This is a genomic window from Shewanella acanthi (genome assembly GCF_019457475.1).
Classification (GTDB): Bacteria; Pseudomonadota; Gammaproteobacteria; order Enterobacterales; family Shewanellaceae; genus Shewanella; species Shewanella acanthi.
This window is the reverse complement of sequence record NZ_CP080413.1, coordinates 451,629-476,029: the sequence shown is the minus strand read 5'-3', so window position 1 is coordinate 476,029 and position 24,401 is coordinate 451,629. Positions and strand designations below refer to the sequence as shown.

Here is a 24,401-nt window from a genome sequence, read left to right as displayed (position 1 = left end):
TTTACGGCTAAGTTAGCCAGCTTTTTAAGCTCTTAAGCATCCAGCCTAAAAAGGAAATCTAGCACTTAATAGGGGATATTGCTGCCTTAAGTCCTTAGGTTTAGTGCTGAACTTTTTACCTACTGGTGTTGCTTTACCCGATGGCATAAAGGGAAGCTCTTTACCGGTTCTGTCTTCAAATAATTGGCCTGCGATCAAATCATAATCTTCAATAAATGGATAGGCATAACCGTCTTTTTCCGGCCAGACACTGAGTTGACCTAAGCTGTCGGGATTGGCAATCACTTCGTCGTATTTCGCTTGGCCAAGGGAGATAAGAAAACTACGAAACTCAGCAAAGGCATAGTCTGAGTCACAGCCTGTAATGATGTAAGCCGCTCCCCACAGGGACCAAAGATAACTGCGACGCATTTGTTGACCGAACATTTTATCGAAGGCCTTTAATTCCTCGTCATCCAACACGGACAGCTTGTCTTTTAAAGACTGCCCTATAGATTCTTGCGATTGCGCAGCTTCGGTACGGGTTACCAGCGCCCAAAATTCAACTTCAGTCATTACTAAACCTATATTATCCTGCTTCAGCAAAGGCACTATTCTACATGATATTCGGCTTATGCTGGACTCGATTAGGCTCTTTTCCTACACTGACTCATCCTTAAATATCCTAAACGATTTAAGCTATGCCAAAACGCCTGCTACTGTTAATCCTTCTCTATACTCTGTTCGCTATTGTGGCCCTATGGCGCGCCGTTGCCACCGCATCCTTCGATTTATTCACCCTAGGGGTGTTGCCCGTATTAGCTGGCATTATGATGCGTGCTCCTTGGGCCAGCGTAGTGCTCAAGGTCTATCTTGCACTGCAAACACTGGGCTTTACGGCATTGGGAATTACCGCCATCATCGCCTATCGAGTCACTCCAGAAGATGTTAAGGTCATCTTGGCAGGGCATAACATCCCGATGTTACCGCTAGTTGCCAGTATTATTTTGCTATTACTTATCCAGTATTGGATTGCCTTCTCGAAAGTGAGTCATCGATATTTACGCCAGAGCACGAATCAATAAACCTAGGTTGCTAAGCGGTAATTTCTGTCCTAAGTTAACAACTTAACTAAATTTTCAGCGTGCGTCCTGGCCACTATGACCCAGTTATCCCCCGATGAATTATCCATATTGATTGTCGAACCCTCGGAGATCCAGCGGCGGATCATCATTAAGCATCTGCAGCAGGAAGGAATCATCAGCATACAGAGTGCCGCCAATATTACCGAGGCTAAAGGACTGATAGAAAGGCATAAACCTGATCTTATCGCCAGTGCGATGTACTTTGAAGATGGTACGGCGAAGGAGTTTTTAGACTACTTACACGCCCTTCCAGAATGCAAAGATATCCAATTTATGTTGGTCTCCAGCGAGTATCGCCGCGAACAATTAGAAGTGTTTCGCCAATCTGGTGTTGTCGCTATCCTGCCAAAACCTTTTAATGCCGAGCATTTAGGCAAGGCACTCAATGCCACTATCGATTTTTTAAGTCACGATGAATTAGATTTAAGCCACTTTGATGTGAAGAGCTTACGGGTATTGGTCGTTGATGATAGCCGCATGGCCCGTAACGTGATTAAGCGGACAATTGCCAATTTAGGCATCGAGCATATCACCGAGGCGGAAGATGGCGCACAGGCGATTGAACTTATGCGGGACCAGCTGTTCGACTTAGTCATCACCGACTACAACATGCCCAGTGTCGATGGTCTCGCCCTCACCCAATATATTCGTAACGAAAGCCAACAATCCCATATTCCCATTTTAATGGTGTCCTCCGAAGCCAACGAAGCCCACCTGAGCAACGTCTCACAAGCGGGGGTGAATGCCCTATGTGACAAGCCATTTGAGCCCAAATTAGTTAAACAAATACTGTACCAACTCCTTGAAGAATAAAACCTAACTCGCATCTAGTGTAAAAATTTAGCTTTTTTGCTACACGGATTACACTCCCATGCAGTAAAGGGCTTTCCAACTCCAAATCCTTGTGGCATGTTAGGTATGCTTAATTAACAAATCTACGGAAAGAAGAGACAACACAAATGAACAAGACTGAACTTATCGCCAAGATTGCTGAAAATGCCGATTTAACCAAAGTTGAAGCAGCACGTGCATTAAAATCATTCGAAGCAGCTATTACTGAATCAATGAAAAACGGTGACAAAATTTCTATCGTTGGATTTGGCTCATTTGAAACCACTACCCGTGCAGCTCGTACTGGCCGTAACCCACAGACTGGTAAAGAAATTCACATCGCTGAAGCCACTGTACCTAAGTTCAAAGCGGGTAAAACATTGCGTGATAGCGTTAACTAAGTCTATAAGACACTAATTTGAGAAAACGCCTCCCCCAGTGTGAGGCGTTTTTTTTGGTCAAAATGCTTAAATATTGCACGCCCGCAGTGCATTAACGCTCTATTTTAGAGCAATTAAAAACATTTAATTAACACAAAAATGTTTAACGCATTGTTTTTTAAGAAATTGAAATAGTGGCATGTGATTAGCAGTTCACTCCTCAGAAAAAACCATGATGCACCAATGTCAGCAAAGCGCCGACATGAGTGAATCGATAAATAAGTCAATCGAGGGGATGAAGATGAACAAATCACTGTACAGCGTGTTGGCATTATCGACGGGACTGTTAATGACGGCCAATGCCTTTGCGGCCGTTTCAGGCAATATAGGTGGAACTTCTAACTATTTGTGGCGCGGTGTATCACAAACGGGCAATGGTGCAGCGATACAAGGCGGTATCGACTACAGCCATGACTCTGGTTTTTACGCTGGAACTTGGGCATCGAACGTTGATTTTGGTGACAGTACTAGTTACGAGCTTGACCTCTATGCCGGCTATAGCGGCAATATTACCGAGGAGTTAGGCTTTGATGTTAGCTACTTATACTATGCCTACCCTGATTCAGACAGCAGTATCGATTTTGGCGAGCTGCATGGCGCATTAACTTGGAAATGGCTCGAAGTCGGTTATTCCCATGTGATCAACGCGGGCAACGATGTGGCTGCAGCCCCATTAGATGAAAAGGATATGAGCTACTTTGAAGCGAACGCTTCATTCCCTGTGACTGAAAAGCTCAATCTGTCATTCCACTACGGTTACTCAAGCGGTGATGTGGTTGAAGGCTGGTTCGATGAAGACAGCTACTCAGACTACAACGTGACCCTCAGCACGGACACAACTATTGGTACAGTGTCCTTTATGGTGTCTGACACCGATTTGCACGGTGACGACGCTAAAGTCGTGTTAGGTTACTCTTTCGGTTTCGATCTCTAACTCGTTAACCAACGAATAAAAATGCCACCCTAGCGTGGCATTTTTATGGAGAATATCCGTTTAAGCAATAATGGGGCGTTTCGATTTATTATTCGCCGCCACCATTTTCTCTATATATTCGACAATCGGCTCAGTGACAGAAATGCCCGTCGTTTGCTCAATCCCCTCTATACCAGGTGCTGAATTCACCTCTAGAATCAGCGGCCCACGGTTTGAGCGCAAAATATCCACCCCGGCAACGACTAACCCCATTGCCTTAACCGCAGCCACAGCCATCTTACGCTCCTCTGGGGTAATTTTTACTTTCTCACCGCAACCACCTAAATGTAGATTAGAGCGGAAATCCCCTTCGGGTCCTTGGCGTTTCATCGAGGCGACCACCTTATCCCCAACAACAAAGCAGCGAATATCACTGCCGTTGGACTCTTTGATGTATTCCTGCACTAGGATGTTTGCCTTGAGCCCTAAAAATGCCTCAATAACACTCTCTGCCGCTGTTTTCGTTTCGGCGAGTACCACACCAATACCTTGTGTGCCCTCCAGTAATTTGATCACTAAGGGAGCACCACCCACCATATTAATAAGATCGGGTATGTCATTGGGTTTATTGGCAAATCCCGTAATGGGCATGCCTATGCCCTTCCGAGATAACAACTGCAGCGCTCTTAATTTATCACGGGAACGGGCAATGGAAATGGAGTCATTTGCAGAGTAAACGCCCATCATTTCGAACTGGCGCACCACGGCACAGCCGTAAAATGTCACACTGGCATGAATACGTGGGATGATGGCATCAAACCCAGTTAAATCTTCACCTTGGTAATGAATACTAGGCTTAATGGAATTGATGTTCATGTAGCAATTTAAGGTATTAATCACCACCGCCTCATGCCCACGGCTCTCACAGGCCTCGACTAGGCGACGGGTTGAATACAACTCGGGGAACTGAGAAAGAATACCTATTTTCATGAAAAAATGACCAAGTTAAACACGCAAAATGAAGGCTCTACGCAATAAATGCGGCGCGGTAAATCACATTCCAAATGCTATATGCACCAGAAAGGGGCGCTGATAGTTGTCTATTGCTCAGTGTAAAGCAAGTAAATAATCCTCACCAGACGAAAACCGCCCTGCGAGATCTCAGGATAGCGTAAATTCACTTAGCATCGAGTAATGGAAGGATGAACTTGGCTTCAAATTCACTGGCATCGATCGGACGGGAAAAAAAATAACCTTGCAGCACATTACAACTACGCTCGGTACAAAAGTTCGCTTGTTCAAGGGTTTCAATACCTTCGGCAACAGCCATCACATTAAAACCCTGGGCGAAGTTTAAAAGTGCGGCGAGCAATCTCGTGTCTTTTTCATCGTGATCATAGGAGGCGATGAAACTCTTATCGATTTTCAAGATACTAATGGGAAAGTGTTTTAAATGCTCTAGGGTTGAGAATCCTGTACCAAAATCATCTAAAGCAAAACGAACACCTAAGTCATTAATTAAATTGAGTACCCTAGCGCGCTCACTGGGCTCCTCAATCAATCCACTCTCAGTAATTTCCAATTCCAAAGCTTCAGCAGGCAGTGCGGACTCCCTCAATGCGTGCAGGATTTTGTCGTAAAGATGCGCATTTGCTAGTTGGGAAGCTGATAAATTAACTGCAATAGTCAATTTGTGCCCAATCGGTTGCAGCATATCCAGCCAGCGCTTGGCTTGCTTGCAGGCATCGAGTAAAACCCAGTCACCAATTTCTTCCATAAAGCCGATTTCTTCTGCAATCGGTAAAAACTGATCAGGTGAGATTAGGCCATCCTCTGCATGCTCCCAGCGGATCAGCGCCTCCATACCTACCAAACAATGCGTTTTGGCATCCACTTGTGCTTGATAAAAAACCCTAAACTCTTGCTGTTTTAAGGCAATACGTAGACTCGATTCGATATGGTTACGATAGCGAACCTCCTTGTCTAGTGCCTCTGAGTAAAACTGAATTTGGTTCCGGCCTAATTTCTTGGCGCGGTACATGGCAATGTCAGCACACTTCATCAATTCAGAACTGTTGGAGGCAGCATCATTATAAAATGCAACACCAACACTCGCGCCAATCATCACTTCATTAGGACCGAGTTGAAATGCCTTTTCAAAGGCTTGCAGCAAACGTTTTGCCACTACCATGGGGAAATACTTATTGTCTGTCTCGGTAACCAACACGACAAACTCATCCCCACCTAGACGAGCAATTAGATCTCCATCGCGTAAAACAGTACTGAGACGTGCGGCAACCTTCACCAAAAGCACGTCGCCAGTTTGATGTCCGAGTGTGTCATTAATTGATTTAAAATCATCGAGATCGAGTAGAATTACCGCTAAATAGCCCTGGCCTCGACGCGCCCTTGCAATGGCTCGATTAAGGCAAAGTTCAAATCCATAGCGATTGACTAATTTAGTGAGGGAGTCATGTTCTGCTAATTCCTTTAGTTTCTCGTGACTACTTCGAAGTGCTGTTGCCATGGAAGAGCGTTGTTTCGCATAGCGAATTGCCCGACTTAAAATGCGAGGATTAACCTCATCCTTGAGTAAAAAATCTTGGGCGCCATACTCGATACAGCGCTGCGCTAACTTTTCATCTTCATACCGGCTTAGCATGATCACCGCCGACTGCTCAGTGGACATAGAATTAAGCTTTATTAGCACGTCTAAACCATTAGCATCGGGTAACATGTAATCCAGCAGAATGCCATCGAAATGGCGCTCAACAGCCAAGCTTAGGCCATCGAAAGCACAGTTCGCCTCGACTACATTGAAGGCAGTTTGTGATTGCCGCAACGCTCTAATGATTGCGGTTCTATCAACTTCATCATCATCTATGAGTAGCAAATCCATAGATTTACCTACACTTTTGGCAATTCAACAATCCGCCAGTAACCTTCCAACATATTTAAAATATTGTTGAACCCATCTTTCATTTCTGTCTTAACCATGTATCCCGCAACATGGTGGCTATAGGCCTTCATCCGATCTTCATCAGCCTTAGAAGTGGTCAACATAAACACCACACAGGATGATAAAACGGGATCTGAACGAATACGTTCAAGAAACTCAAAACCATTCATTCTCGGCATATTCAGATCGAGCAGGATCAAATAGGGTCCTTTGATCGCATTGGGATCGGAGAGAATGCTCAAAGCCTCGAGTCCATCCTTCGCCCTCACCACGGGATTAAGCAACTTCAGCTGCTGCATCGCCCGCTTTACCGCCATATAGTCCACATCGTCATCATCAACGAGGAGGATTGTCACCTGATTGTATTGGTCTTGGGTGTTCATGCTGCCTCCTTGCCTTTTATCTCAATAGGCCAACTGAAGCGGAAACAACAGCCCCGCCCCTTTGATACTAATTGAACTTCGCCCTTCAAACTCTCGACGGTTTTCTTCACTAAAGACAATCCTAGACCGCTGCCTTCCACCTCATCCCTTGGTCTTAAGGTCTGAAACATTTCAAATACCTTGCTGTGAAATTCGTCCGAGATCCCTGGGCCATCATCTATAACACTAAACCATAACCTGTCCTCCTGCCGCTCACAGGTCACTTTTATCACGCCTTCGCCGCGATCATGGTGCTTGATAGCGTTACTTATCAAATTTCGAATCACTAATTCGAGTAAGGTCTTAAAGGTCGAAAAATGGGGAAAATCCCCTTCGAGCTGTAAGCTGAATCCTTGAGAAGGAGCAACAAGCGCAAACATATCCTCCACCAATAACCTGCTATCTATCTGCACGATTTCAGTCTGAACCCGACCGATGCGCGAGAACATCAGCAGTCCATCGAGTAATAACACCATCCGCTGAATTCGACTTTGGATAAGACCCAAATACTTCTGTACATTTTCATTAGTGTTATCTGCGAGATCTTCACTCAACCAACTAGTCAACTGTTCAATCCCCCTTAAGGGGGACTTCAAATCATGGGAAGCAATGTAGGTAAACCTATCCAACTCCTGATTAATACGCTCAAGTTCCTCGGTATGCAGAATTCTCTGGGCTTCGATTCGCTTTCGCTCAGAAACATCATGGATGGTTGCCAGAATAAACACCCCTTCACTCATGTGTATCGGGGTGAGCCCCACCTCAATAGACAATCGCGTACCGTCTTTGCAGAACCCAAAGAGTTCATCCCGCATCGACATACTTTTCGCAAAGGGCTGGGATAGATAGTTACTCATGTGCTTTTGATGCACAGCCTTAAGGGATTGGGGCAGGAAAATATGAATAGGCTGGCCAATAAGTTCGGCCTTGGAATAACCAAACAATTGCACTGTCTGAGAGTTAGCTTGGGTAATCAACCCTTGGTCATCGACCATTAATAGTGCGCTAGGAGAAGATTCAATAACCAATTTGAATCTGTCTTCGTTAGCCATTAACTCATTGTTGATAATGGATTCTTGCTGACGTTTGCTTGCGATTGTGAGAACCGAATACATCAAGACCAACATAAAACTGCAACCGATAAATTGCAGTAAAAACCTTTTATTTTCTTCATCATTCGACACAAAGCTCGCATCCGAGGAAATATCAATTCGCAAGACTTGGCCGGCAATCATCTCAGTTTTGGATTGGTAAAAAGAATCCTGAGCCGAAGGCAACACTTGGCTACTGGAAAACATTAAACTTTTGGCATCAGCAAGATCGCTAGCATATAACGCCAGTCTTAAACCCGAATGTTGCGACGCCAATACCCCCTGCATTAAATCATCTATTCGTATTACCACGTAAACCAATCCTATCGCCTGCAGCCAACGCGCAGACACATCATCAACTGGTTGTCGATACACAGGGAAATACATTAAAAATCCAGATTGCGCCCCATGTTCTGTGCCATCTTCTAAGAGCTTTTCCCCAGTCATAGTTGCATTACCATTATCGATAGCAGTGAATATGACCTGCCGATATTTTTGCTCAGAGCACATATCAAAGCCTTCGCTCTGTTGAAGCAGTGTTTCAGTGGAATCAATGAATTTAACAACGCAATGAAAATTGCTTTGCTGTTGAGAAGGACTATTCAGTTGATTGCCCTGCGGTATTGGGTCTTGTTGATAGACTGGACTTGACGTATCAGCAACCAATTCGATATAGCCAAAGCTATGAATACCCTCATAAAACTTGGATAACTGACTATTTTCAGCATAGGTTTTCCAATCATTAGCCGTCACATTTGGCGACGCTAACATTAACCCTACACCTCCCCTAAGTAACTGCTCATAGGAAACCATCCTGATATGAATAGTTTCTGTAATTTCCTGTACGCTATGATCAAAGCGCTCTTCACCCCTACCCTTTAGATAGTCTTCGAGGATGTACCATGCCGCGCCCATAAAAAGCATTAGGGTGAAAAACATCATCCAATTTGAGCTCAGTACACTAAAGTAAAGATTTTGAGATCGACCAGCGGACTCTAGAGAAACATCCCTGTGCATATCATCCTGACCCAAAGCGAAGTGAAAAGGGTAATTTCCTCACAAAGTGTTGTTCGGTAAATGCATTATTTCAAGTTTCTACAAATAATTAGCACAAACATCAGAAGGGCTTTTAAATTCGATGATGCAATTCAACCAAGATGACCAGCAATAACTTAATAACTGACAAATCACCGCCAAACTTGCGTCTACGCGTTAACCTCAGGGCTAATGATGGGAAGAATTTTTTTCCCTAATTCGTAAAATATTTTGCTTTTCTGTCAGACTCTTTTTAGATAGAAAGAATTTAGGTTCAACAAGAGGAATTCGTTATGGCTCATATTACTGAAGTCGTGCCCAACGATACTGAAATTGAGGCGATGACTACCCCTAGAAATAGTAAAGCTGCAGAGGCAATGCAACATAAGCGTGAGATCAAAAAACGCTTGGAAGACTATCTCGAACGTGCCGAATTAAGACGCGCATTAGGAGACGATGATTTCTTTTAATTCAATGCGTACCAAGAGCATTAAGTGACTAAGTTTTAAGGTTTATACATTAGCACTTAACGCTTTCATTCCTAGGCCTCACCCAGCACTCTTGGGCTGGGTGACAACCTTCACTGACTATTTTATTTCCTCATTTGCTCGCAAAGTCTTTAAACCCGCAACTCAATGTTGCTACTTGGCGCTATTTTTCCCAGTCTTGTAGGTTTGGGTTTTAATCAGTAACCATTCGGCTTTTGCCCCCAGATATACATAAGCTCCTAATCCGACTAATAAACCTACCACCGCCAACATCATCCATATTGCAGGCTCGATATATTGCTTTTCTCCGAGGGAGGCCTTGAACATGGTCAGCAGTGCCTCGATGGAGATCGCAATCAGAATCGTTGAAACGAAACGGGTAATGGTTCTGCGGGTAGAACTATGGCGAAAAATATCCTTATGCATCAGCACTTCTTCTTCGAGAATCGTTTTACCCAAATCAAAGATCGCTAATGCTAAAGTAATAAAAATGATGATCCCAAAGGGCTGCAGTGGATCTTCCCCAGGATTTGCACCACAGAAAAGCCCATAAATATCCCTAAGCGCTGTCCACAACAGCACGGCCACTAGCACAAAGAGCCCAACCACGATCAGGGCATAAACGGCCTTAAAGGCGGGAGTTACTCTGCGTCTTGCGCTATCCCCCATCATAAATTCAATCAGCCGAGTTAAATCCACATCAATAACCAGATAACCGAGTTTTTGATCCTGCTTAAATATTGCCATAGAGGCCGACAGACAGAGATTACCACTGGCATTAGAGAGGTAAGGACGGGTGATATTCACCCCATCGGATTCATCACGATTGATAAAATAGGGGCGCTGACTGCGATCCATATTGCCGCTAAGGGGAATCAACTTTAGCTGGTTTTCGATCACAGCAATATTTTGGCTTATCTGAACCCCTTGGGTATCGAGTAAATACATCAGTTCAACAAAGGGATAGCTGCCTGCAAGACCTTTAATTGCCTTTAAATCCACCTTGGGCTGATTAAACAGTTCCACATCGGCAATCCCAGTTAAAATGGATTCCATCAGTTCGTGTACCGTGGCTTCATACTCGTGATAACGCTCTATCACACTCAAATAGCTCATTGCAGCCATAAAGCCTCCATGACACCTCTATAATCGACATCTTAGCCGAAGCAGTTTTAGTGCCACAGTCGTAATCCATTAGATTACAATTACTTGCTAAAACACAAACGCACTAACGCGCTCAAAAAGATACATCCTCGCACCAAATTGATTCATTTCATCGATACAACAAAAATTCTTTAATCGACAATTTTTTTCAATTCCTGCCCTCACCATATAAAAATCGAGGCTTTACCGCTATGATTAGGGCTATTTCAAACGCTTAAGTGTTAGCAGGATTTCGGGAATGTCAGAGTCGTTAGCCCAATATCAAGAAGATTTACGTCGTTTTTCCGATGAGCTTATTCGCATTCAAACACCGATCAAAATTCTCGATGCCATCAAATGGCCAAGGGAAATGGAAGAGCGCTTCCTTTCCAGTAAGGGCACTGTACTCCCCGCGATCCAGCAGGATTTTTATCAAAATATTGCCCTGCCCTTCGATCCCACAAAAACCCAAGAAGAACTAGTTAGCCTAAAGCTTGAGATCCAGCGTCGCCTTGGTAAAAAGGACAAACTCGGTAAGCTGCTGATTGCTAACGTCGACCAGTATCGCTTGGTGATTGAAATGCTCGAACACCGCGGCACGCCAACTTTTGGCAAATTCAGTCAAGAACTTTACGGCAGTGCCAGCCACCGACTCCATGGCGATCGCCATACCCTACGCCAATTGGGCGATAAGCTCAGTTATATCTTTTCCCTGCCCGCTGCGCGGCATATGAACAAGCATCACCCTAAGATCATCACCGCGCCCGAAGCCGTTCGTGTACTAAGTCAAAGACTTGATAAATACTTCCATAGCGATGATATGCGGGTGCGATTGAGCGACGGTATCGTTTCCGACGCTGCCGTGGGGGGGGATACCGTCAAACTGAACAGTAAAGCCATGTTCAGCGAGTCAGACCTTAATGTTTACGAAGTGCATGAAGGTTGGGTACATGTGGGTACAACGCTCAATGGTCGCGCCCAGCCCCACGCCAAATGGTTAAGTGTGGGCTCACCAAGGGTGGCGGCGACTCAGGAAGGCCTTGCGGTATTGCTTGAGATGCTGACCCTGAGTTCAAATCCGGGTCGTGCACGTCGTATTAGCGATCGCGTCGCCGCAGTCGATATGGCGGAAAATGGCGCTGACTTTATTGAAGTTTTCAACTATTTCAGAGAATTAAACCTAAGTGCAAAGGACAGTTACCGCGTAACACAGCGGGTCTTTCGCGGCGGTATGGTGCAGGGGGGGAGCTGTTTTACCAAGGATATTTCCTATGTGCGCGGCTATGTTGAAAATATCAACTTCATCCGCAGCGCCATCACCTCGGGGCTACCCGAACTTATCCCTATGTTATTCTTAGGTAAACTGGCAATCGAAGACATTCCTGTGCTCTATCAAGCTTGTCAGGAAGGGATTCTCACACCACCGAAATACCTGCCACCGATGTTCGATAACTTCAGTGGTTTATATGCTTGGTTTGGCTTCGCCTCGGGATTAGCGGGTATCGACCTGAAGGGCGTACAACGTCACTTTACGCGCCTATTCAAGGATGTACCCAATGTCGCGCCAGCAACTGAACTGCTTGATGACACCGAGTTTGACAATAACTCGGACTAATGAGCCAATGCCTAGACCCACACCAATTTGGGTAGGGCATTAAGGTCGAGTTTATCCCCGAGGGTCGCAATCGCTATAGCTTGGGGTTTAGTCTTAGGATCGAGATTTATCGCATCGACTAACCCCTGCTGGGCTTCACGCTCACCATGCACCAGTACCAGCGGTGGTTTATCCTCAAAATGACGATACCACCGCAGCAACTCGGCCTGATCAGCATGGGCCGATAAACCGCCAACCGTATGCAGTTTGGCGGCAACCTGCACTTTATTGCCATGAATTGTCAGGTAATCTACGCCATCCACCAGCGCCCGACCGGGCGTACCTAAGGCCTGAAAACCACAGATAATCACATCGCATTCGGGGCGCCAGAGATTATGTTCTAGATGGCTGCGAATGCGACCGCCGTTACACATGCCGCTCCCTGCGATAATAATCAGCCCCTTATGCACCTCATTAAGCGCGATAGATTCCTCTGAAGTTTGCGTAAACTCCACATTAGAAAGCAAAGGATGTTGCCCCGGATGCTGGCGGGTGAAACGCTTAAAATCATCGTCCATCAAGGGATAGTTGTTCACATATACTTGAGTCGCCTCTATGGCCATGGGGCTATCTAGACAGATTTTCCAGCGGGAAAGATCCCACTCTTTGGCATACAAATGAAACAGATACAGCAGCTCCTGTGCCCGCCCGACCGAGAAAGCAGGCAAGAGAATATTGCCGCGACTCTCGGATACCGCCTTGGCAAAGATGGCTTTTAATTCCGCGAGGGTTTCGGTCCAACTGCGGTGAAAACGGTTGCCATAGGTACTTTCCATTAGCACGAGATCGGCTTGATCAACTAAAGTAGGGTCACGTAGAATTGGCATCCCCTCCCTGCCGAGATCGCCACTAAACACCATCTTTTTCTGTTCACTCCCCTCACCTAGCCACAGCTCGATAAGTGCCGAGCCCAAAATATGCCCCGCATCGGACATACAAATATCCACATGGGGAATTACCTGTACCACTTGTCCATATTCAATGGTCACAAACTGCTTTACAGCGAGCTCGGCATCTTCAACAGTGAATAGGGGTTCCAGGGGCTCAAGTTCATGTTTGGCGCGTTTTTTATTGGTTCGCTCGATATCCCGCTCCTGTAAAATCGCCGCATCCTTTAGCATGATAGCGCAAAGATCGGCAGTGGCTTTATGGGTATAGATGGGGCCATTAAAGCCCGCCTTAACCAAAAGGGGTAAGCGGCCCGAATGGTCGATGTGGGCATGACTTAGCACAACAGCAGCAATATCCTTTGGCTCGAAGGCGAAGGGGTCACGATTTCTCATCTCATCTTCTTTTCGGCCTTGAATGAGTCCGCAGTCGAGTAGCATTTGCCGCCCAGCAACGGTGAGTAAATGGCAGGAGCCCGTTACCTCCTGAGTCGCACCGAGAAACTGCAATGTCATTTGCATGATTCGCCTTCCGCGCCTTTCCATGGGATGTGTTACTTAAAGATAGACCATGCAAAAGCCCCTAAAACGAAGAATTGATAAAGAATGATGTCCAATGATTTAAGATGACTCAAATAAAAATCAATAACCTAACATAGGGTATAACTTGCCCTCTCGTACCCGTTTATCGGCACCGCCAATAGTGCCATCCTTCTGCCATCGCTGTATTAGTTGCTGCAATATAGGCTTGGCTTCTGCCGCCGTCATCCCAGGTTTGATTGCATCGCTATAGAGGAGTTTCAACAGAATATAATCGAGCCCCGAGAGTAAATTCTGTGGGGTTTTATCGTTGAAGATGGAGGGGAAAACCTTCTCAGAATCATTCGGTAGCCCCAAGGTTTGTGTGATTTCTTCTACCACACAGGCGACTAACTTACCATGCATCTGCGCTTGGTCGACAGGGATAACAATCCAAGCCCGATTGATTTCACTCTGGGCATTTAAGCCAAAGGTGCCCATACAAACTGAGCCGTGAATTTTATCCACCGCGCTCTGCCCCATTAACCGCGCCACATCCTCCGCCCACAGAGATTGGCGGGTAAATACCAGATGTAGATTGGCATCACTGAGTTTATCGACCACTGAAAAAGGATGGCCGGTAATCTCCGCAAGGTGCGCTAAATGCATTTGCACTAACTGGCGATGTAATGCCTGAGCCCCCACCCTATGCTCGATAAAAACCCTCACTGGCTCACGCCACTTTCTGACCCTGTGGTTATCGCGATCATATTCATTCTTAAGAGCGACCTCATCGAAGGCTCGCAGGATAAAGGCAGGATTTTTCCAATCCGTAACCGCTGTGGCGGTTTGTTTAAACGAGGAGGGTGATTCTGCAGCAAGGGAGGAACAAACACTCAATGGCAAGGCCATTAAAACCAGATTAAAACCTATCTGTTTCAATAACCTTTGCCATTTTAACATTCGTCTACCTTGGTAATTTAATGGAGATGATTGCCGTGGTCGCAATCAGCAGCGTCGATATCCACAGGCAAGCCGCAAGACCATAACTCTGATATACCCAACCCGAAAGCACTGTGCCGATAAGGCGCCCCATAGCATTGGCCATATAGTAGAACCCGACATCTAAGGACACCGCCTCATCATTGGCATAACTGACGATTAAGTAACTGTGCAGGGACGAATTAATCGCGAACAATACGCCAAATAAGAGTAGCCCGAGTGTGACGGTTACAAAAGGCGAAATCCCAATCATAAGTGCTAGGGCAATAAAAGCAGGTACAAAGGCGAGTAAGAATGCCCATAATATCGCACTGCGGCCATCCGGCACTTGGACATTTGTAGCCTGAGCATCTGCATCCAGAGCATTCGCTACTGCACTTTTCTTACCGCCAGTAAGCTTAGGCGCTTGGGTCTGCACTATGCCATAGGCAATAACCCAGAGTGCTAAAAAGCCCCCAACCGCCGAGTGTCCCCAACCAAACTGGCTCGATAGATACACGGGGAGCGCCACCACAAACCACACATCCCTCGCCGCGAACAGGAATAACCGCGCCGCCGAGAGGATATTTACGTTAGTGCTTTTAGAGAAGATTTCGGTAAATTTGGGCTTATTCTTCGCCTTACCTAAATCCCGTTTAAGCAGCATTAAACTGAGTAGCCAAACCACTGCCAAGGAAGCCATCATGGCCGCAACTGCCGCGTTAAAACCAAGTACGGCAAGCAAAGCACCACCGAGGAAAAAGCCCGCGCCCTTAAGGGCATTTTTAGAGCCTGTTAACAGCGCCACCCAATGATATAACTTCCCCTGTTCGCCCTTGGGCACTAAGAGTTTAATGGCACTCTTGGCACTCATCTTATTAAGATCTTTAGCAATTCCTGACAGCGCCTGCGCTGCCATCACCCAAGGCACGCCCGCAAGCCAAAGTGGTAATAGGCTTGTGGGCACCAATAACATCCCCAAGGCGAAAACCTGCATCCCAAGACCTAAGTTCATGGTGCGATTAAGCCCTAAACGCGCCCCTAAATAGCCGCCGACCAAGTTAGTCACTACGCCAAAAATCTCATAGAACAGGAACAACATGGCAATGGATAACGGCGAATACCCCAAATTGTGGAAATGCAGTACCACCAACATCCGCAGTGCACCGTCGGTGAGGGTAAAGCTCCAATAATTGAAGGTGATCAGCAAGTATTGCCGCACCGCAGTGGGCAATTGCATTAGTAATTCAAAGGGCTTAGCGCAGGCCTTAGTCAGGGACACAGGTATTCTCCTAGCGCGGTAAGTCAAGCTGGCCGACTAAACGCGCCAGCTCGGCGGTGCGATTGGCGTATCCCCATTCGTTGTCGTACCACACATAGAGTTTGAGTTGAGTACCATTGACCACCATGGTCGAAAGCGCATCGACAATGCTCGAACGTGGGTCGGTTTTGTAATCCACAGAGACGAGAGGACGCTCTTCATAGCCAAGAATGCCCTTAAGTTCTCCTTCGGCAGCAGTTTGTAAAAGCGCATTCACCTGCGCTTCAGTCACGCTTCGCTCAAGCTCAAACACACAGTCGGTTAAGGACGCGTTTGCCAGTGGCACACGTACCGCATGGCCATTTAATTTACCCTTAAGCTCTGGGAAGATATGGGTAATGGCCGTGGCGCTGCCGGTCGTTGTCGGAATGAGACTAATACCGCAGGCTCTGGCACGGCGCAGATCTTGATGCGGAGCATCGAGGATAGTCTGGGTGTTAGTAATGTCATGAATAGTTGTCATCGAACCATGCTTGATACCAATCTGCTCGTGAATCACTTTCACCACAGGTGCCAAGCAGTTAGTGGTACAAGATGCCGCCGTCACAATCGGATGGATGCTAGGGTCATATAACTGATGATTCACACCCATCACCACGTTAAGTACGCCGTCTTCTTTTACAGGCGCAGTCACCACAACGCGTTTAACACCTTGATCTAAATAGGCTTGTAATAAAGCTTTGGTTTTCATCACGCCCGATGCTTCAATCACCACATCACACTGTGACCAATCGGTATCACCAATGGCCTTATTGCGGCTGGTCGCAATCGATTTACCTTGGATAACAATTTTATCCCCATTACTGCTCACGGCATGACCCCAACGGCCATGGACAGAATCAAACTCAAGCAGGTGCGCTAGGGTCGCAGCATCTCCTGCGGGATCGTTTATTTGCACAAACTCGACATCGTCCCATTCCCAAGCCGCGCGTAGCGCTAAACGTCCCATGCGGCCAAAACCATTGATACCTATTTTGATTGCCATGATTGATAAATACCTAGTTAACTTCCAATATAATGATTTTAAATGCTTTTAATTTATAATTGCGCTTAAGATTCAAACCAATGCCTTGTCCTATTGGCAAAATACACCAGCGATAACATCACTGGCACTTCCACCAACACTCCAACCACAGTCGCCAGCGCTGCCCCCGAGTGCAGGCCAAATAGCGAAATTGCCACCGCGACCGCTAACTCGAAAAAGTTAGAGGTACCAATCATGCTGGCGGGCGCCGCAACGGCGTGGTTGAGTTTAAGCTTACGGGCAAGAAAGTAGGTCAGGATAAAAATGCCATAGCTTTGAATAATCAAAGGAATAGCAATTAACAAAATATTCTGTGGTTGACTTAAAATCGTCTGCGCCTGAAAGCCAAACAGAAGTACCACAGTCGCCAAGAGCCCAATCACGGACCAAGGTTTAAGTTTGGCCAATAACATGGGCAAAGCGTGGGGATCTTGGCGTGCTTCGAGGCGTTTACGGGTTATCACGCCTGCTAGCAGCGGCAATACGACATACAACACCACAGACAAAAGTAAGGTTTCCCAGGGCACTTGAATATCACTCACCCCCAGCAAGAGGGCACAAAGCGGCGCAAACAGAAACACCATAATGATATCGTTTACCGACACCTGCACTAAGGTGTAGTTGGGGTCGCCCTTAGTTAATTGGCTCCAAACAAACACCATAGCGGTACAGGGCGCAACACCGAGTAAAATCATCCCCGCGATATATTCCCCCGCGGTTTGCGCATCAACCAAATCGGCAAACAGCCCTTTAAAAAACAGCCAGCCGAGAAGCGCCATGGTAAAGGGCTTAATCAGCCAGTTGATGGTCAGGGTCAGTAATAATCCCTTGGGACTCTTACCCACATCCTTCACCGCCGAGAAATCAATCTGCACCATCATGGGATAGATCATTACCCAAATAAACAGCGCAATAACTAGGTTAACGTGGGCATATTCCAGTGCTGCTACAGCCGCAAAAGCACTCGGAAACCAATTCCCCAGCAGCACGCCCGCCACAATACTTAACCCTACCCACACGCTTAAATAACGCTCGAAAATGCCCATAACTGCCTCACACTTTGAAATGGCTTAACAACAGGCACGGGCACGTTCTGGCCGCGCGCCCATGCTACACAGATTATCTAAATGCGCCGCAAGCAATGTGCCGTTGGCCTCACAGCTTTGGGCTAAAACAGCTTGGCACCACTGACTTAGCGCAGGATTTATCTTGTAAAACACCCATTGCCCCTGACGTCTATCCACCAACAGGCCCGCCTTTTTTAACTCTGCCAGATGGCGCGAGATTTTGGGCTGACTCTCCGCGAGCGCGGCCATTAACTCACAGACGCACAGCTCACCCTCACGCTGAATAAGCAATAAACATTTCAGCCGAGTCTCATCGGCAAGGGCCTTGAAAAAAGCAACCGCTTGCATGGCTTAATCCTTAATAAAAACATATGGAAAAAAGTATATATGAAAAAACATATATATCTAGTAAGCAGAAGTAAAAGGGAGCTGAGTAAGAATGGTTTTACTGCCTAAAGGCAAGATTAACTTTGAACTGGCTCTCAAATAGTAAAGGAATGTAAATTAACAAAATTGCAAATGATAATAATTACCATTAAAATCCGCATTAATTAAACAGCTAGAGCTGTATCAGACTGTTTTACGGTCTCGAAATACAAAAATCGCTTTAGTTACAAAAACAACAAGATTGCTGCGCTTCCCATATCGGAGTCTATTCCTATGTCGACTAAAGGCATTTTTCGTTTATCCCTCATTCAACTCGCCATCCTTGGTGCTCTTTCCCAAACAGTGTACGCCGAAGAGGTTAGCGCTAATATCGAGCGACTCGAAGTCAAAGGCGTTCGTCAACCGTTCAGGGGCGATGTACCGCTAAAGGCACAGCCTCAGGCAGTAGAAAGCCTGTCGATGGAGCAGTTAAGCGATGCGGGCATTTCGACACTGATGGACGCCCTAGATCTCTCAGGCTCAGTCAATCGTCAAAATAACTTTGGTGGCGTGTGGGACAGTTTCGCCGTACGCGGCTTTGTGGGCGATGAAAACGTGCCTTCAGGCTACCTAGTCAATGGCTATGATGCCGGACGTGGTTTCGGCGGCCCACGTGACACCGCCAACGTGGAAAGTATTGAAATTATGAAGGGTCCAGGTTCTGCCCTGTATGGCCGCTCAGAACCCGGCGGCACTATTAATATCATTACCAAAAAGCCCAAATTCTCCCAAGAAGGTTATCTGCAGGCCAGTGCGGGCCGCTGGGATAACTACCGCTTCGAAGGCGATTACACCAATGGCATTACCGATTCGCTAGCATTTCGCGTCAACGGCGCCTACGAAGATAAGGGCAGTTTTCGTAATCCAGTCAACTCCGAAAAACGCGTATTAACCCCTTCCCTGCTTTGGGTGGCGAGTGATGCAACCCGTGTTAGCTATGAGCTTGAATATTCTAGCCAAAAAGTCCCATTCGATCGCGGTATCGTCGCCATAAATGGTGATATCGATGCCCTGCCCGTCGACAGATACTTAGGCGAAGCTAGCGATGGCCCGACTCAAATTGACCTTTTAGGCCATCAATTTTCCCTAGAACATGATTTGGGAAATTGGAGCCTATTGTCGGGCATCAGCTACCGCGACACGGCGCTCGAAGGCTATTCAAGCGATCCTGAACTGGTGAAAGGCCGTCAAATGCTATTCACCGATGGCGAGACTTTAAGCCGTCAGCACAGCTACCGTGACTTCCAATCAAGCGACCTGTCTGGCCGCGTTGAGTTAAGCGGTAAGGTCGAAACCGGCTCTATCAACCACCATATTCTGATTGGCGTTGATGGTTATCACTTCCACTTCGACAAATATTGGGAGCGTTACCGCCCAACGGCGGGCGATGCGACCTACAGCATCAATGTGTATAACCCTGAATATGGCCAAATAGCCCCTGAAGGCGTATTGCTCTACAACCAAGTAGAAACCCAAGATAACTACGGTATTTACGTTCAGGATCAGCTTGATCTAAATGAGAAATGGAAGCTGACCTTAGGTGGCCGTTTCGACAGCTTCGAGCAAAACATTGAAAACCATAAAAACCAGACCGAAACCGACCAAAGCCAAAACGTGTTTAGCCCTAGAGCCGGTGTGGTTTACGAATGGCAACCTTGGTTAAGTGTCTATGGCAGCTACTCTGAAGGTTTCCGTCCTAATACGGGTTCGGATTATCGCGGCGTGGCCTTCAAGCCAGAAGAAAGCAAATCCTTCGAATTCGGTACTAAGTTTGAGCTCGAAAGCCTAAGTGGTTCTATCGCGCTGTTCCGCGCCGAAAAGAGCAACGTGCTGACCGCAGACCCTGTCAACTCAGGCTTCTCAGCGGCATTGGGTAAGGCAGATAGCCAAGGAGTGGAGTTAGATTTAGCCGCTTACCTAAGCCAAGATACTCAGCTTTTGCTCTCCTATGCCTATACCGATGCTCAAACGGCAAACGATATTCTTAACGCCGATTGGGGTGTGAGCATTCCCGAGGGCAGCCGTTTAATTAACATTCCAAAGCACAGTGGCAGTCTCACGTTAAAGCATGATACCTCACTGTTTGGCTCCGATGCCTCGGCCGGTGCGAGTGTGTTATACGTTGGCGATCGCGTAGGTGAAACTATCGATCCAAGCTACGAGCTGCCAGCATATACCTTAGTGAATCTATTTGGTACCTACGCGCTAAATCAGGCTGTTAGCCTACAGTTTAACGTGAATAACCTGTTCGACGAGGTGTACTATCAAAGCTCTTACTCATCACTGTGGACTATGCCTGGCGAGCCTCGTAGCTATAAAGTGAGTGTGCGTTATAGCTTCTAATCTCGGCTAAGTGATTGCCTGAAATAACAAAAAGCCCCAGCACAAGTCTGGGGCTTTGTATTATCAGTGGCTATTTATTGTTAGCGGCCTTTAGGACTACAATCCCCGCTGCCATTCCTGCCTAAGGGGAATACTGCGCGGCGCATTAATGGCAAGCTCAACCTGGGCTAAAAGCTTTGCCTTATCCTTACCCAACACGCCCTTAAGCACTAAATAGTTCGAGGCATGGTCTGAGCGGAAAATGGTTTGCTCAAGCTCCAAGTTACTCAGCAGTGTGTGCATCTCACGAAATAGCCCCATTTGGTCAGGCAGTTGGAACTTACCATCGAATACCGCGTCCATACGCTCGCTGCCAAGCGGCAGAGTGACCACCAGTGTCGACAGATAATCAGGCTGGGCGGCATTCATCAGCTTGGCGGAATTGATGGCATGTTGCTCTGACAATGCCACCCCACCTAAACCGTTTAAAATCATCACAGATGACTTCATTCCCGCGGCGCGAATTTTTTGGAGCGCAGAAAGTGAGGATTCAAAGGTTTCACCCTTTTGAATACGCGCGAGCACTTCATCATCACCACTCTCACAGCCCACGTAGAGCAGGCTTAAACCCAGTTCTCGCAGACGGGCGAGTTGCTCTGGGGTTTTGTTAGTTAAATTTCGCGGCAAACAGTAACTACTGATGCGGTTAACTTGCGGCAGATGGGTGTTAATTAACTCACAAATGGCCTCTAGGCGGGCAAAGGGCAAACTCATGGCATCGCCATCGGCCAAGAACACCCTAGAAACAGGCATGCCAGTGCGAGCAATGGCGAGAATATCCTGCTCAATCTTATCGATTTTTTGCGCCCTGAACGCCTTTTGCGGCTCGGTATACATGTCACAGAAGCTGCATTTATTCCAACTGCAGCCGTTGGTGACTTGCAGTATCAATGACTTCCATTCAGACGGTGGTCTAAATACCGGTTCGATATAGTTAATTAACACAGCACGCTCCAACGCTTAGGCAATCACTTGGTGGTAGGTTTCCACATGGAATGACTCAACGAGATCGGGCATCACTTGGTGGAAATAGTGTTGAATTGCATCCTTGGCGCAGTGCTCATCGAAGGCTTGGATGTCGACAAACTTCTCTACAAAGGTCACGCGGCGTGGCTCATCGCGACTGACATTAAGCTCATAACGGATACAACCCGCTTCACGGCGGGTGTCGGGGATCAAGGATGCTAGCGCCTCTATGAGTTGCTCAGTCTTACCTTCCTTCGCCAAAAAGCTCGCCACGCACACGATTTGTTGTTGGTTAATTTTGTAGTTGCTTGTAGACATTGTCTTTCCTTAAATAATGAATAATTTCTGTCGCACTCGTTTACTGACGCGCAAGATGCTGTTACTGAGAGTTATAGCGCATATCGAGATGGGGAATACCATCTTCCAAATACATCTCGGAGCAAGCCACAAAACCCAAGCTTTGGTAAAACGTTTTTAGGTAATCCTGGGCGCCGATTTGAATGCCTACGCTCGGCCAAGTGTTAAGGGCGGCTTCAATCGCGCCCTGCATCAGTGGTGTCGCTAAGCCCTTGCCCCGTGCATTGGGTGCAACCACCACGCGGCCAATACTCGCCTCGGGATAACTTAATCCCGGCGGCAAAATACGGGCATAGGCTTGCAGTTCGCCGTTAGCCGATACGCCAAGAAGATGAATAGTCTCAGGGTGTCTGTCCTTATCATCTAACTCGGGATAGGCACAGGCCTGCTCGACCACAAACACATCGACCCTGAGTTTGAGAATGTCGTACAAGGTATTGGCGGATAATTGATTAAAGGGCAGATACTGCCACTGCATCGGCAAACTCCTAGGGAAAAAGAAACCAGAGTCTATCATAGCGCCAATGCTTAAACATAAGCGCTTAAACATGAGCCAATCAACACTCTGCACCTTCAAGATTGAGCCTTCAACACTGAGGTCAGCATGACCATTTAAGGGTGCCCATAAAAAAGCGCCTTAATTCACGTTGACTAAATCACAGGGAAAAAGGCGCTCAATTTCAGCGGCAAGTAGTGTGATACCTAAGCTTGGCTTCTAAGAAGAAACTATTCCACCACCGCATCGTAGGCAACAGGGCCTTGAGGTTTACGGATAAGCAACACGGCCACCACAGCAATCAATAACAGCGCTCCCATGATAAAGAACACATCGTTATAGGCCTGAATATAGGCCTGCTGACTCATGGTTTGGCCTAATAATGCCTTGGCTTGAATAGAAGCAGTGTAGGGATCTGAGCCGCCCTGTTGCAGTAAACTTGCACTTTGGCTCAAGTAATCCTGCGCCTGCGCACTTACCGCGGGTAAGGATTCCTTCACATGGGCTAAATGCCCACGGGCGAGGTTATCGGTCAAGGTCGCTACCAAGGCAATACCGAAGGCGCCGCCAAGATTACGCATCACGTTAAGTACCGTCGATGCAGAGGAGTTTTCATGGGGCTTTAGGTGCGCCGTTGCTAGCATACCAATAGGCACCAGAATAAACGGCTGACCGAGGGCACGCACCACTTGGGAGGCAATCATCTGCTGCCCTGCGAAATCGACGGTCATTTGGCTATTCATGTAATAACTGAGGGCAAACATAAAAAAACCAAAGGCGGCCAGATATCGGCCATCGAAACGCTGCATTAATCGCGGCACTAACGGCAACACCAATAACTGCGGGAAGCCCATCCACATGATCACTTCGCCAATTTCCAGCGGAGTGTAATCATGGATTTGTGATAGATAAAGCGGGATCAGATAGATAGCACCAAAGAGCGCCATCCCCAGCAAAAAGTAAGCTATGGTCGACAACACAAAGTCGCGCTTAGCGAGTAATCGCAAATTCACCAGCGGGTCTTTACGCTTAAGCTGCACCCAGACGAACAGCACTAGGTTTACCGCAGCAATGATCGCCAGGTTGCGGATAAGATCCGAGCCAAACCAATCCTTACGGTTACCTTCTTCGAGCACAACTTCAAGGCACCCCATACCTAGCGCCATAGTGACTATACCCGCAAGGTCGGCATTCTTAAGTTTGTCCCAAATGATGGGGCGCTTTTCGAGGCCATAGGCCAACATCGCCATCACCAGTAATCCCGGCGGCACGTTGATATAAAACAGGTAATGCCAGCTAAAATGCTCGGTTAACCAACCACCTAAGGTTGGGCCAATGGAAGGCGCGAAGGTTGCCGTTACCCCAAAGAGCGCCATCCCCACGGCGCGCTTATTCTCAGGCACAAATTCGAGGATCAAGCGGAACGCCAATGGGATTAACGCACCGCCAAAGAAGCCCTGCAACGCCCTAAAGGCAATCATCGCCTCTAAATTCCAGGAAATGGAGCACAGAATCGAAGCAAAGATAAAAGCCGCTGTCGTCCATAGCAGATAACGCCTTACCGACAGACCAGTACTCAACCAGCCCGATAACGGAATCGCGATCATCTCGGCAACCAGATAAGCGGTTGAGATCCAGCTGCCTTCCTCCAACGTCGCCCCTAGACTGCCCTGAATTTCCTTCATCGAGGCGTTAGTAATTTGGATATCGAGGATCGCCATAAAGGCGCCAATCAAACCGCCAAATACCGCGATCCAAGAACGGCGACTGCCGCGCTCATAACCGTTAGGCACTGTGGGAGAGCCGCTAGGTGCGCTTGGTGCAGCAGGGAGTGTTTTTAGCTCAGCGGTTGAGCCTGTTGCACTCATCCCATTT

General features: G+C 47.1%; 23 protein-coding genes. 7 read left to right on the top strand and 16 right to left on the bottom strand.

Annotation, left to right across the window (positions count from 1 at the left end; genetic code table 11):
- Positions 1-45 precede the first annotated feature (45 nt).
- On the bottom strand, positions 46-555 hold the full coding sequence (locus tag K0H61_RS02055) for a DUF4240 domain-containing protein (RefSeq protein ID WP_220051118.1): 510 nt from the start codon (positions 553-555) through the stop codon (positions 46-48).
- Between the two features lie 125 nt (positions 556-680).
- On the opposite strand from K0H61_RS02055, the gene K0H61_RS02050 reads away from it, so the two are divergent.
- From K0H61_RS02050 to K0H61_RS02035, 4 genes are all read left to right on the top strand, one after another.
- Positions 681-1,064 (top strand): hypothetical protein, encoded by a 384-nt coding sequence (locus K0H61_RS02050; protein WP_220051117.1) that lies wholly within the window; start codon positions 681-683, stop codon positions 1,062-1,064.
- Positions 1,065-1,139: 75 nt separating this feature from the next.
- A complete protein-coding gene (locus K0H61_RS02045) occupies positions 1,140-1,937 on the top strand; it encodes a response regulator (protein ID WP_220051116.1) in 798 nt (265 codons plus the stop codon).
- A 146-nt stretch (positions 1,938-2,083) separates the two neighbouring features.
- The gene (locus K0H61_RS02040) at positions 2,084-2,356 is read left to right on the top strand and encodes an HU family DNA-binding protein (RefSeq protein WP_220051115.1); all 273 of its coding nucleotides are present in this window, start codon (positions 2,084-2,086) and stop codon (positions 2,354-2,356) included.
- A 280-nt stretch (positions 2,357-2,636) separates the two neighbouring features.
- Positions 2,637-3,329, top strand: coding sequence for a TorF family putative porin (locus K0H61_RS02035; RefSeq protein WP_220051114.1), 693 nt, complete (start codon positions 2,637-2,639; stop codon positions 3,327-3,329).
- 60 nt (positions 3,330-3,389) lie between these two features.
- Here K0H61_RS02035 and rimK read toward each other — a convergent pair whose 3' ends face one another.
- From rimK to K0H61_RS02015, 4 genes are all read right to left on the bottom strand, one after another.
- Positions 3,390-4,298, bottom strand: a complete 909-nt coding sequence (gene rimK / locus K0H61_RS02030; RefSeq protein WP_220051113.1) for a 30S ribosomal protein S6--L-glutamate ligase — start codon at positions 4,296-4,298, stop codon at positions 3,390-3,392.
- Between the two features lie 187 nt (positions 4,299-4,485).
- Positions 4,486-6,207, bottom strand: a complete 1,722-nt coding sequence (locus tag K0H61_RS02025) for a putative bifunctional diguanylate cyclase/phosphodiesterase (protein ID WP_220051112.1) — start codon at positions 6,205-6,207, stop codon at positions 4,486-4,488.
- A gap of 8 nt (positions 6,208-6,215) precedes the next feature.
- Positions 6,216-6,650, bottom strand: coding sequence for a response regulator (locus K0H61_RS02020; protein ID WP_220051111.1), 435 nt, complete (start codon positions 6,648-6,650; stop codon positions 6,216-6,218).
- Positions 6,647-8,797 (bottom strand): CHASE domain-containing protein, encoded by a 2,151-nt coding sequence (locus K0H61_RS02015; RefSeq protein ID WP_220051110.1) that lies wholly within the window; start codon positions 8,795-8,797, stop codon positions 6,647-6,649. The genes K0H61_RS02020 and K0H61_RS02015 overlap by 4 nt, the downstream gene beginning before the upstream one ends.
- A gap of 311 nt (positions 8,798-9,108) precedes the next feature.
- Here K0H61_RS02015 and K0H61_RS02010 point away from each other — a divergent pair, with 311 nt between their 5' ends.
- Positions 9,109-9,285, top strand: a complete 177-nt coding sequence (locus tag K0H61_RS02010) for a PA3496 family putative envelope integrity protein (protein ID WP_011621344.1) — start codon at positions 9,109-9,111, stop codon at positions 9,283-9,285.
- A gap of 171 nt (positions 9,286-9,456) precedes the next feature.
- On the opposite strand, the gene K0H61_RS02005 is transcribed toward K0H61_RS02010, so the two are convergent.
- Positions 9,457-10,428 (bottom strand): PDC sensor domain-containing protein, encoded by a 972-nt coding sequence (locus K0H61_RS02005; protein WP_220051109.1) that lies wholly within the window; start codon positions 10,426-10,428, stop codon positions 9,457-9,459.
- A 277-nt stretch (positions 10,429-10,705) separates the two neighbouring features.
- On the opposite strand from K0H61_RS02005, the gene K0H61_RS02000 reads away from it, so the two are divergent.
- A complete protein-coding gene (locus K0H61_RS02000; protein ID WP_220051108.1) occupies positions 10,706-12,061 on the top strand; it encodes a flavohemoglobin expression-modulating QEGLA motif protein in 1,356 nt (451 codons plus the stop codon).
- A gap of 11 nt (positions 12,062-12,072) precedes the next feature.
- Here K0H61_RS02000 and K0H61_RS01995 read toward each other — a convergent pair whose 3' ends face one another.
- The 6 genes from K0H61_RS01995 to K0H61_RS01970 form a co-directional block, all read right to left on the bottom strand.
- The gene (locus K0H61_RS01995) at positions 12,073-13,509 is read right to left on the bottom strand and encodes an MBL fold metallo-hydrolase RNA specificity domain-containing protein (RefSeq protein ID WP_220051107.1); all 1,437 of its coding nucleotides are present in this window, start codon (positions 13,507-13,509) and stop codon (positions 12,073-12,075) included.
- A 120-nt stretch (positions 13,510-13,629) separates the two neighbouring features.
- A complete protein-coding gene (locus tag K0H61_RS01990) occupies positions 13,630-14,469 on the bottom strand; it encodes a DUF2927 domain-containing protein (RefSeq protein ID WP_220051106.1) in 840 nt (279 codons plus the stop codon).
- 4 nt (positions 14,470-14,473) lie between these two features.
- Positions 14,474-15,727 (bottom strand): organoarsenical effux MFS transporter ArsJ, encoded by a 1,254-nt coding sequence (gene arsJ, locus K0H61_RS01985; RefSeq protein WP_220052409.1) that lies wholly within the window; start codon positions 15,725-15,727, stop codon positions 14,474-14,476.
- A 52-nt stretch (positions 15,728-15,779) separates the two neighbouring features.
- Positions 15,780-16,793 carry an ArsJ-associated glyceraldehyde-3-phosphate dehydrogenase gene (locus tag K0H61_RS01980; RefSeq protein ID WP_220051105.1) on the bottom strand — a complete coding sequence of 338 codons (1,014 nt, stop codon included), beginning with the start codon at positions 16,791-16,793 and terminating at the stop codon, positions 15,780-15,782.
- A gap of 65 nt (positions 16,794-16,858) precedes the next feature.
- Complete coding sequence (gene arsB / locus K0H61_RS01975; protein WP_220051104.1) at positions 16,859-17,878, bottom strand: ACR3 family arsenite efflux transporter; 1,020 nt, start codon at positions 17,876-17,878, stop codon at positions 16,859-16,861.
- Positions 17,879-17,902: 24 nt separating this feature from the next.
- The gene (locus K0H61_RS01970) at positions 17,903-18,247 is read right to left on the bottom strand and encodes a metalloregulator ArsR/SmtB family transcription factor (RefSeq protein ID WP_220051103.1); all 345 of its coding nucleotides are present in this window, start codon (positions 18,245-18,247) and stop codon (positions 17,903-17,905) included.
- A gap of 312 nt (positions 18,248-18,559) precedes the next feature.
- Here K0H61_RS01970 and K0H61_RS01965 point away from each other — a divergent pair, with 312 nt between their 5' ends.
- Positions 18,560-20,668: a TonB-dependent siderophore receptor gene (locus K0H61_RS01965; protein ID WP_220051102.1), complete on the top strand. Its 2,109-nt coding sequence runs from the start codon at positions 18,560-18,562 to the stop codon at positions 20,666-20,668.
- Positions 20,669-20,764: 96 nt separating this feature from the next.
- Here K0H61_RS01965 and K0H61_RS01960 read toward each other — a convergent pair whose 3' ends face one another.
- The 4 genes from K0H61_RS01960 to K0H61_RS01945 form a co-directional block, all read right to left on the bottom strand.
- Positions 20,765-21,652, bottom strand: a complete 888-nt coding sequence (locus tag K0H61_RS01960; protein WP_220051101.1) for a radical SAM protein — start codon at positions 21,650-21,652, stop codon at positions 20,765-20,767.
- 15 nt (positions 21,653-21,667) lie between these two features.
- A complete protein-coding gene (locus K0H61_RS01955; RefSeq protein ID WP_220051100.1) occupies positions 21,668-21,991 on the bottom strand; it encodes a putative quinol monooxygenase in 324 nt (107 codons plus the stop codon).
- A 61-nt stretch (positions 21,992-22,052) separates the two neighbouring features.
- Positions 22,053-22,508: a GNAT family N-acetyltransferase gene (locus tag K0H61_RS01950; protein ID WP_220051099.1), complete on the bottom strand. Its 456-nt coding sequence runs from the start codon at positions 22,506-22,508 to the stop codon at positions 22,053-22,055.
- 248 nt (positions 22,509-22,756) lie between these two features.
- Positions 22,757-24,394 carry a DHA2 family efflux MFS transporter permease subunit gene (locus tag K0H61_RS01945; protein ID WP_434086609.1) on the bottom strand — a complete coding sequence of 546 codons (1,638 nt, stop codon included), beginning with the start codon at positions 24,392-24,394 and terminating at the stop codon, positions 22,757-22,759.
- Between the last annotated feature and the right edge of the window lie 7 nt (positions 24,395-24,401).